The 8,643-nt window shown below is 67.7% G+C and carries 5 protein-coding genes; 3 read left to right on the plus strand and 2 right to left on the minus strand.

The window, feature by feature from the left end; all coding sequences use genetic code 11:
- Positions 1 to 32: 32 nt before the first annotated feature.
- Both AAF184_07425 and AAF184_07430 read right to left on the minus strand, forming a co-directional pair.
- A complete protein-coding gene (locus AAF184_07425) occupies positions 33 to 3,134 on the minus strand; it encodes an efflux RND transporter permease subunit (GenBank protein ID MEO0422149.1) in 3,102 nt (1,033 codons plus the stop codon).
- Between the two features lie 9 nt (positions 3,135 to 3,143).
- Positions 3,144 to 4,238 (minus strand): efflux RND transporter periplasmic adaptor subunit, encoded by a 1,095-nt coding sequence (locus tag AAF184_07430; GenBank protein ID MEO0422150.1) that lies wholly within the window; start codon positions 4,236 to 4,238, stop codon positions 3,144 to 3,146.
- A gap of 193 nt (positions 4,239 to 4,431) precedes the next feature.
- On the opposite strand from AAF184_07430, the gene AAF184_07435 reads away from it, so the two are divergent.
- The 3 genes from AAF184_07435 to AAF184_07445 all read left to right on the plus strand — a co-directional run.
- Entirely contained in the window at positions 4,432 to 5,661 is a 1,230-nt protein-coding gene (locus AAF184_07435; protein ID MEO0422151.1) for an FAD-dependent oxidoreductase, read from the plus strand.
- A gap of 74 nt (positions 5,662 to 5,735) precedes the next feature.
- Positions 5,736 to 6,422, plus strand: coding sequence for a queuosine precursor transporter (locus tag AAF184_07440; GenBank protein ID MEO0422152.1), 687 nt, complete (start codon positions 5,736 to 5,738; stop codon positions 6,420 to 6,422).
- A 134-nt stretch (positions 6,423 to 6,556) separates the two neighbouring features.
- On the plus strand, positions 6,557 to 8,643 hold a 2,087-nt coding region (locus AAF184_07445), incomplete at its 3' end, for a serine/threonine-protein kinase (protein MEO0422153.1).

The following is an 8,643-nucleotide window of genomic DNA, read 5'->3' on the forward strand; positions in this document are numbered from 1 at the left end:
CGAGCGGGGCGCCTGCCCCGCTCCAAGACCACCTAGCTCTGCGCCGCCAACTCCTCGAGGCGGCGCGCGACCTCGTCTGGCGAGGTGGTGCCACGAGCGATCAGTCGATAGGCGGCTGGCACCACGAAGAGCGTGAGCAGCGTCGCCAGGGACACGCCTGAGAACACCACCACGCCGAGGGTGGCGCGAGACTCCGCCCCGGGGCCCGTGGCCAGGATCAACGGCACCGCCCCCATCACCGTCGAGATCGCCGTCATCAGCACCGGGCGGAAACGCACCCGGGCCCCTTCGATGATGGCCTTCTCGAAGGGCATGCCCTCATCGCGCATCTGATTGATGAACTCGACGATGAGGATCCCGTTCTTGGCCGCGATACCGATCAGCATCACCACGCCGATCTGGCTGTAGATGTTCAACGTCTTGCCGAAGATCATGAGGCCGATCAGGCCGCCGGCGATCGCCAGGGGCACGGTCAACATGATGATCAGCGGGTGACGGAAGCTCTCGAACTGCGCCGCCAGCACCAGGAACACCACGAGCATGGCGAGGCCGAGGGTGAACAGCGTCGAGCCGGACGACTCGCGGTACTCCTGGGACTCGCCGCGGTAGTCGATGTTGGCCGTGGGCGGCAGCTCCTCGGCCACCACCTGCTCCAGGAAGTCGAGGGCCTCGCCGAGGGAGTAGCCGTTGGCGAGGTTGGCGGAGATGGTGACCGCGCGCATGCGGTTGTAGCGGTTGAGCTCCGCTGGGCCCGCGCGATCGCTGATCGTGAGCAGGCTGGCGAGGGGAATCAGTTCGCCCGAACGTTCGCTGCGCACGTAGATGTTGCTGAGGTCGCTCGGGCTCGCGCGTTGGCTCTCTTCGGCCTGAAGAATCACGTCGTACTCTTCGCCGCGCGTGATGTAGCTGGCCACCCGTTGGTCGCTCATCATCGCTTGCAGGGTTTCGCCGATGGCGAGCGTGCTGACCCCCAGGGCGGCGGCGCGCGCCTTGTCGATGCTGACGGTGAGCTGTGGTTGCGTCTCGATCAGGTCCGAGTCCACCCGCGTAAGCCCCGGATTGTCCCGCGCGCGTTCGATGATGGCGTCCCGCCACGCGGCCAGATCGATGTAACTGGCGCCGCCCACGACGAACTGCACGGGCTTACCGCCACCGCCGCTCGATAAGCCCGAACGCATGAAGGTGAACACGCGCAGGTCGGGGATGCCCTCCCACTGTTGCTCCAGCTGATCCATGGCGTCGTAGGTGCTGAGCTCGCGTTCCTTCCACGGTGCCATGGTCACGATGGCGATGGCGCTCGAGGGCGAAGAGGCGCCCCAGCTCGGTGCCCGCACGAGGGCGCGGCGCACGGCACCGTCCTCCACCAGGTCCAGCATCGGGCCTTCCACCTCCACCAGGTGCTGCTCCATACGCTTGAGGCTGGTGCCCTCAGGGGCCCGCACCTGGGCGAAGAAGCTGCCCTGGTCCTCCGACGGCGCGTACTCCTTCGGCACGTACTGCAGGAGGAACCAGGTGCTGCCCGCCACCGCCAGGGCCAGCAGCACCACCAGGGCAGGTACGTGCAGGGAGGCGCTCAGGGTGCGTGCGTAGCCGTTGGCGATCGCATCGAAGACGCGGTCGAACAGGCGCGGCTTGGTTGCCTCGCCCGTGGGCATTCTCGCTTTGAGCAACTTCGAGCCCAGCACCGGCACCAGGGACAGGGCCAGCACGCTCGAGAAGATCACCGCCGCGGACAGGGTCACGGCCAACTCGGCGAAGATGCGGCCCACCGCGTCCTGGAGGAAGGCGATCGGCGCAAAGACGGCCACCAGCACGGCGGTGGTGGCGATCACCGCGAAGCCGACCTGGCGCGTGCCCCGGAAGGCGGCCAGCAGCGGGGGTTCGCCTTGCGCCACGCGGCGCTGGATGTTCTCCAGCACCACGATCGAATCGTCCACCACGAGGCCGATGGAGAGCACCAGGGCGAGCAGGGTGATCAGGTTGATCGAGAGGCCGAAGCCGGCGAGCACGCTGAAGCTCGCGATCAGGCACACGGGAATGGTGACGAAGGGAATGACCGTGGCGCGCAGGCTGCCGAGGAACAGGAAGATCACCAGGCCCACCAGCGCGGTGGTCAATGCGATCGTTTGGTAAACGCTGGCGATGGCGGCACGGATGAACACCGAGTCGTCGCTGCTCTTCACCAGGGAGATGCTCGACGGCAGGGTCTGGCGCAGGCGGGCCGTCTCCTCCAGCACCGCCTCGATCACATCCACGGTGTTGGCCGTGGTCTGCTTGACGATGCCCATGCCCACGGAGTTCTCGCCGTTGGTGCGGAAGATGCGGCGATCGCTGCGCGGCGCCACATCCACCCGCGCCACCTCGCCGAGGCGGATGATGTGGCCGTCTTCGCCCTGGCTGATGACGAGCTGGCGAAAGTCGTCGGGGGAGTCGTAGTCGCGCAGGACGCGCACGGGAAACTCGCGATCGATCGATTCGATACGTCCGGCCGGGAGTTCCACGTTCTCTCGGTCGAGCGCCGTTTGGATGTCGCTCACCGTCAGGCCGCGGGCGGCGAGGGCCAGGCGGTCCACCCAGATGCGCAAGGACGGCCGGCCGACGCTGCTCACGCGCACGGTGGCGACGCCGGGGATGGCGGCGTAGCGGTCCACCACGGAGCGCTCGAGGAAATCCGTGAGGTCCATCAGGCTCATGGCCGAGGAGTTGGCCGTGATGTAGATGACCGGGCGCGCGTCGCTGTCGCGCTTGCTCACCTCCGGCGGCTCGGCGCCTTCCGGGAGGTTGTCGGCGACCCGCGAGAGGCGGTCGCGCACGTCGTTGGCAGCCTCGTCGATGTCGCGTTCGAGGGAGAACTCGATGGAGATGCTGGACTCACCGTCCTGACTCGACGAGCGCACATTGCGCACCCCCTCGATGCCCGCCACCTGCCCTTCGAGCAGTTCGGTGATGCGGTTGTCGACGATCTGCGCGGAGGCGCCGGGGTAGTTAGTGTCGATGGAGATGACCGGGCGCACCACATCGGGGTACTCGCGCACGGACAACTGTTTGAAGGAAAGCAGCCCGAAGGCGATCAGCAGCAGGCTGATCACGGAGGCGAACACGGGGCGCTTCACCGAAACATCTGAGAGCCACATGGCGTTCTCCTAGGGCGCGGCCGGTGAGCCGCCGCCATCGCCGGCCAGGCTGACCTCGTCCACCTTGCGCCGAATGGCGGCGCCTTCGCTCAGGCGGATCGTGCCTTCCACCACCACCTCGTCGCCGGCGGCCAGGCCGTCGGTGATCTCGACCACGCCGGGCCGTCGGGCGCCCAGGAACACCTCGCGTCGCCGCGCCGTGTCCTGCTCGTCGACGATGTAGGTGAAGGCGCGCTGGGCGACTTGGAACACCGCCGCCTCGGGCACCACGATCGCCTGGCGTTCGTTGGAGCTCACGTTCACCGTGAGCAACATGCCCGGGCGCAGGGCGCCGTCCGCGTTGTCGATGTAGGCGCGGATCACGGCGGCGCGCGTCACGGGATCGACGCGCGAGCCGATGGTCTGCACCACGCCCGTGAACTCAGCTCGCCCCGCACCGCCCGTGCGCACGGCGGTCACCGGGTCACCGGGGGAGATCACGCCGAGGTACAGCTCCGGCACGCTGAAGTCGAGCTTGATGCGTGAGATATCGTCGAGGGTGGTGATGGCCGTGCCGGGGCTGACCAAGGTGCCCTGGCTGACCTCCCGGAAGCCGAGTACGCCCGCAAAGGGCGCGCGCACGAGGCGGTCCTCCATCCTCGCCACCACCGTGTCGAGGCGTGCCCGCGCGGCGTTGCTCGCGGCGCGCGCCGTGTCCAGCTCCGACTCCGGCGCCAGGCCCTGGCGCGCGAGGTCCACTAGGCGCTGCGCCTGGCGCTGTGCGTCGCGCATGTTGGCTCGGGCCTCTTCGAGCAGGGCAGCCTCTTCCTCGCTCGTCAGCTCCACCAGCACTTCGCCTTCCGCCACCCGCTGGCCGTCCTCGAAATGGACCTTGCGCACGGTCTCCGTGAGGTTGGCGGTGATGGTGACCGATTCGTTGGCACGGGCCGTCCCCAGCGCTTCGATGCTGTCCACGACGGTGCCTATCGCAACCGTTTGCGTGAGCACCGTGACCGGGCGCGGGGCGCCGCGGGAACGGCCGGTTTCCTCATCGCTCGCGCAAGCGCTCAAGAGCACCATGGCGGCGATGGCGGGGAGAGATCGTCGGGCGTGTCGCATCGTCATGGGGGGCCTTTTCGCGTCAAAGCGGCTTTCGGTTTTCGCGTGCTACCATCGCGCGCTCCACCGAGGGCGCCCGGATCTCGGGTCCGCTTGGGGCAGGGCGGCTGCGCGAATCGCGATTGATCTCCCGGACCGTAGCCCTATCTGCAGAATCTCGCTACCTTCCAGCCGCGCAATCCGGCCACGGAGTGACATGATGAGCGACAGAATTGTAATCGTTGGGGCAGGCCATGCGGGCACGCAGACGGCCGTGTTCCTGCGCCAGAACGGTCACAGCGGCGCCATCGCGGTCGTCAGCCAAGACGCTGATGCGCCCTACCAGCGTCCACCCCTGTCGAAGAAGTACCTCACGGGCGGCCTCAGCGATGCGCAGATCGCCCTGCGCCCCGAGCAGTGGTTCACGGACAACGACGTGCTCATGTACCTGGGCGCCGAGGTGGTGCAGCTGGACCTCGATGAGAGCCTGGTCACCCTGCGTGATGGCGAGGAGCTGAAGTACGACCGCTTGCTGCTCGCCACCGGTAGCCGCTTACGTCACCTGGAGGTGCCCGGAGCGGATCTGCCCAACGTGCACTACCTGCGCACGGCCGAAGACTCGCGCAAGCTCGGCGACGCCTTCGGCGAGGGTAAGCGCGTCGCCGTGATCGGCGGCGGCTACATCGGCCTGGAGGTGGCCGCTTCCGCGAGGCAGATGGGGCTGGAGGTCACCGTGCTCGAGCGCGCCGAGCGCCTGTTGCCGCGGGTGGCCTCGGCGGAGCTCGCCGGTGCCATCGCGCGTCTGCACCAACGCGAAGGGGTGACCGTGCGGTGCGGTGCCAATGTCACGGCGCTCGAAGGCGATGAGACGTGCGTGCAAGCGGTCGTGCTGGAGGGCGGCGAGCGGGTGGCGGCCGATGTGGTAGTCATCGGTATCGGGGTTACGGCGGAGACCGCGCTCGCCGAAGACGCCGGGCTGCGCGTCGACAACGGCATCGTGGTGGACGAGTTCTGCCAGACCTCCAACCCGCGCGTCTATGCGGCAGGCGATTGCACCAGTCATCCGAATAAATTCGTTCGCCACCGGGTGCGCCTGGAGAGCGTTCCCAACGCTACCCAACAGGCGCGTACGGCGGCTGCCGCCATGACCGGCACCCTGACCGCTTATACAGAGGCGCCCTGGTTCTGGTCCGAGCAGTACGCGGTACGGATGCAGACGGCCGGGCTTCCCGACGCGCGCTACGAGACGGTGTTGCGAGGCGATCCGGCGAGCGATGCCTTCGCCCTGTTCCACCTCGATGGCGGCCGCCTGATGGGGGTCGAAGCGCTCAATCGCGTGCAGGAGTTCATGTTCGGCCGCAAGCTGATCGAGGCGCAGGTGGAGGTGGACGAACGCCTCGCCGATGAGTCCGAGTCCTTCAAGAGCATCGCGGAGGCGCTGCTCGGCTGATCCCGAGCCTGCGCAGATCGACCTTGAGCACCCCTGACGCCCGCGCCACCACCTATCGCTACTACGCGCCGATCATGGCGGCCTTCGTCACGGTGCTGCTGTGTTCGAACCTGATCGGTCCCGCCAAGGTGGTGGGGCTCGAGCTGCCGTTCGCCCTGCCGGTGATCGGCGCCGTGCTGGTCTTCGGGGCCGGCAACATCTTCTTCCCCATCAGCTACGTCTTCGGCGACATCCTGACCGAGGTCTACGGCTACGCGCGGGCGCGCCGCGTGATCTGGGCGGGCGTGGCGGCGATGACCTTTGCCACCGTGATGTCCTGGGTGGTGCTGAACTTGCCGCCCTCGCCGGATGAGCCCTTCAACGCGACGCTGCAACCTTCGCTGGAGGTGGTCTTCGGCTCCACCTGGCGCATCGTGGTGGCTTCCTTGTTCGCCTTCTGGGCGGGTGACTTCGTCAACTCCTACGTGCTGGCGCGGATGAAGGTAGCCACCCAGGGGCGTTGGCTGTGGACGCGCACCATCGGCTCCACCCTGGTGGGCCAGGGCGTGGACAGCCTGATCTTCTACCCCGTCGCCTTTGGCGGCATCTGGGCGAGCGAGACCTTGCTTGCAGTAATGGCCTTCAACTGGGCCTTCAAGGTGGGCGTCGAAGTGGTGATGACGCCACTGACCTACGCGGTGGTGGGGCACCTGAAGCGTGCCGAACAGGTGGACGCCTACGACAAGGGCACTAACTTCACCCCGTTCTCCCTGGCGGACTGACCTGCCGGGCGCCGTCGGGGCGCTGATAGACATAAGCTCATCCGTTGCGGGCGTTTCGCGGGCAGATCGCTGGTCGCGAGCGCGACCGAGTGGCTACCATCAGCCCCGTAGGAGAGAACGCGACGGACGGGTGAATGGACGCGGAGCTGAATCACCAACGCAGCGTGCTGGGTCTAGTCGAAGAGGCCCTGTCGCAGCCGGCTGACGCGCGTGAGGCGTGGTTGGCGGCACGCTGCAACGGCGACGAACTCGCACAAGCACGACGGTTGCTGGCGGTTGCCCAGGATTGCGACACGGCGCAGGCCGTGCCCAACGTGCTCGCGCCAGTGCCCCTCGATAGCCAGCACGGGCAAGTGTTCGGCGCCTACCGTCTGATCGACATCATCGGCCAGGGCGGGATGGGGGTGGTGTACCGCGCCCATCGAGCGGACGGCGCCTACGACGATCAGGTGGCGGTGAAGCTCATCGCCCTCGCCAACCCCACGGCCGATCAGGTCGGGCGCTTCCAGCGCGAACGCCAACTGCTGAGCGACCTGCGCCATCCCAACGTGGCGACGCTCCTCGATGGCGGCACCAGCGAGCACGGTATCCCTTACGTGGTGATGCAGTACGTCGACGGGGTGGCCATCGACCGCTACTGCCAGGAGCAGGCGCTCGACCTCGACGACCGCCTGGCGTTGTTCGAAACCGTATGCAGGGCCGTGCAGGCGGCGCATCAGCGCTTCGTCATTCACCGCGACCTAAAGCCCGAGAACGTGTTGGTGGAAGCGAACGGCTTTGCGCGCCTGATCGACTTCGGCATCGCCACCACCCTCGACCGCGACTCGCACGCGGCCGATCGCACCCAGGTGCTGAGCCTGACGCCGGCGTACGCCAGCCCGGAGCAGGTACGCAACGAACCGCTCACCGCGGCGACGGATGTCTACTCCCTCGGCATCATGCTGTTCGAACTGCTGGCGGGCGCGCGCCCCTACGACCTGTCGTCGATGAGCGTGCTGGAGGCGGAGCGCCTGCTCAGCGCCCACCAGGCACAGCGGCCGAGCGTGGCCGGGGCCCGCGAGCGATTCGCCTTGGGTGGCCTGCGCTGGAAAGAGCTCGATGCGATCGTGCTGCGGGCGATCGAGCCGGATTCGCAGCGGCGCTATCAGACGGCCGGTGCCCTGGCCGACGATCTCGGGCGGTTCCTGCGCCGCGAGGCGGTCGGCGCCACGCTGGACACGGGCTTCTACCGCGCCCGCCGTTTCCTCTCGCGCCACGTGGGGATCAGCGCGGCGACAGCCATCGCCGTGCTCGCCCTGGTCGGCGGCTTGGTCGTGTCCCTCGCCCAGGCCGATCGCGCCAACCGTGAACTCGCCCGCGCCGAGGCCGTTCGCCAGTACCTGGAGGACATCTTGCTGGCGCCCGAGCCCTACGTGAGTGATTCCCTGCAACAGGGCGAGAGCGCCACCATCGCCGATCTGCTCGAGGCGGCCGAGACGCGCCTGGACAGCGATCTCGAGCACCTGCCTGCGGTGCGCATCGATCTCTACCAGACCATCGCCAATGCGCAGATGTGGATGAACCTGCCCGAGTCCGCCTTGCGTAGCGCCCGCAAGGCGCTGACCTTAGCCCGTGATCTACCTAATGATAGTGAAAGCATGGTGGAGGCTCTGGAGCTGCTGGCCGAGGTGCACGACGACGCAGGCAACGCGGAGCGAGCGATCGCCCTCTACGAGGAGGCGAAGGGGATGGTCGACGCGCTTGGGAGCGAGGCGTGGGAGAATCGCCTGCACCTCTACAACAACTTCGCCGTGGCGCTGGCGGCGGCGGGCGACTACGAGCGTGCGCTCACCCTGCAGCGGGACACCCTGCCGCTGATCGAAGACCAGGCTAAGGGCACCCAGTGGGGAATTCAGGTGTACGCCAATCTGGGGCGCTACCTGTTTGAGACCGGGGCATTGGACGCGGCCCGGGTGGCGTACGAGCAGGCCTTGGAGAACGCAGCCGACACGGAAGACTTCGAGTACTCGGCACGCCTGCTCGATTGGCGCGTGGGCGTGTACCACGAGTTTGCTCAGGACTGGCCGCAGGCCCGCGCCTACTACGAGAGCGCACTGCGGCTGGCGGACACGCCCTACGTGGATGCGGAGGAGGACGTGGCGAAGATCACCCTGCTCCTCGCGCGCCTGGACGCTATGGCGGGCGAACCTGCCGCGGCGCGCGAGACGCTGGACGCCATCGC

The organism is Pseudomonadota bacterium (genome assembly GCA_039815145.1).
Lineage (GTDB): Bacteria > Pseudomonadota > Gammaproteobacteria > Steroidobacterales > JBCBZW01 > JBCBZW01.